General features: G+C 50.9%; 1 protein-coding gene and 1 pseudogene. Both read right to left on the bottom strand.

Features of this window, described 5'->3' with window-relative positions:
• Positions 1-242 (bottom strand): annotated as a pseudogene (locus Q0176_RS01355) (glutamine--fructose-6-phosphate aminotransferase); the annotation flags it as partial.
• 269 nt (positions 243-511) lie between these two features.
• Positions 512-1,907 (bottom strand): dihydropyrimidinase (gene hydA / locus Q0176_RS01350; RefSeq protein ID WP_299298329.1); only part of this gene is annotated, 1,396 nt, incomplete at its 5' end.

Below are 1,907 nucleotides of genomic sequence, written 5' to 3'. Positions count from 1 at the left end.
GTGACCCCGCCGTGCGTCGCCCACCGCGTGTGTCCGATCCCCACGCTGCCCTCCAGAGGGGTGGTCTCCAGCTTCGCCTTCAGGTTGGCCACGCTGCCCACACACTTCACCATGCCCAGGCCCTCGGAGCCCGCAACGGCGATCCCCGCGGAGTCGTACCCCCGGTACTCCAGACACTCCAACCCGCCCACGACGACATCGACGACCCGCCGCGGGCCCGTATAACCCATGATCCCGCACATTTTGAGGACATCACCCCGCTTCAGACCATTTTCTTTTTTCCAAAGGCGATGCCCGCATCGCCTCCCAAATCGTACGCTGCAGAATCATCATACAAACATACGCAGCATCCTAGTCAATGATACCCGACAATCCCCGTCCGGGAAACCGCCATGTGCCACATCTCAAAAATCAAAACCACCGGCCCTGCAAGGCCCCCAATCAATCATCCTCCTACAGACACCATATAAGTTGCTTCGCAACTCTTACGCGCTCCAAGCCGCAGTTTGTCCTAAAGGGCAAAATATTGCGTATACTGAGGATCCATCTTGCGGGGAACAAATTGTCCAGCTCCACGCTTACCGTGAAATTTTCCATCTTCTATGATTATTGCTCCCCTGGAAATCGTCATAACAGGCATCCCCTTAATCTTCATTCCATCGAAAAGACAATAATCCACGTTATTGTGCAACATCCCTGCGGACAACGTCACCGTCTTCTCCATATCTACTATAGTGATATCCGCATCGCTTCCCGGGGCAAGTACACCCTTTTGAGGATAACAGCCGTAAAGTTTCGCAATATTAGAACTAACAAGCGCACATACCTGCTTGATAGACAAACGGCCTTTATTCACTCCTTCGGAAAGTAAGAGCGGCAAACGAGTTTCAATTCCTGAGACTCCATTGACTACCTTACGAAAATCCCTAATGATCTTACCATCTGGGCCTTTCTCCAAAAACATCTCTTTCTCCGCCCGGGAGTATGTGCAGTCATCAGAACCTGTAACGGATATAGTGCCGTTTCGCATTCCCTGCCAGAGGGATTCTGCTTCATCTTCGGTCCTGAGAGGTGGTGAGCATATATAGAGGTGGCCGTCCGGGAGATCATAATTATCGCTGAAAAGGAAGAGATAATGCGGACAGGTCTCGACATAGATCGGAACACCCTTTTTTTGTGCCGCCTCCGCTACACCCAAAGCAGCTCCGTTTGTTGTATGGACAACAAGCAAGGCATTGCCAACAACCCGACTGAGGGACAACGCTCTGGAAAAAGCTTCTGCCTCACATAAAACGGGCTTTGCCGCTGCAAAATAGTGCCAGTCCAATTTTCCAGACCTCACGAAGCGATCCAGGTTATATTCAGCAATAACGTTGCTTTCCGCGTGTACCATCGGCAACGCCGATAATTCCTTCGCCCTTTCGAACACGCGCATCAGCGTCTCATCCGTCGCCATGACCCCTTCCCTGCGGTAAGTCATGAAGAGTTTGAAAGTGGGACAACCACGATCCACCAATCCTTCGATCTCGGCGATCCTCTCTGGAGGGGCTTCGACGAATTTACCGTGGATACTATAGTCGATGGCCGACTTGGACATATCCTCTTTACGTTTTTCAAACGCGTCTAGGACAGACATGCCTTTGAAAGTATTCGTAAAGTCCATAAACATCGTTACCCCGCCAAAAGCCGCTGAAATACTTTGCGTATAAAAATCATTTGCTCCAAGGCAACCTTGGAAAGGTGCCTCGACATGCATGTGGGCATCGATGGCTCCCGGCATGACATATTTCCTTGAAGCATCAATCACTCGAACCGTTTCGGGAAAATCCTGTGCATATCCGATGGCCCAGATTTTATCTCCCTTGACAGCGATGTCTGCCGACACGATAGTGCTATCAAAAACCAGT

This window comes from uncultured Fretibacterium sp. (assembly GCF_938040765.1).
GTDB lineage: Bacteria > Synergistota > Synergistia > Synergistales > Aminobacteriaceae > CAJPSE01.
The sequence above is the reverse complement of the archived record's forward strand: the minus strand, read 5'-3'. Positions and strand labels throughout refer to the sequence as shown.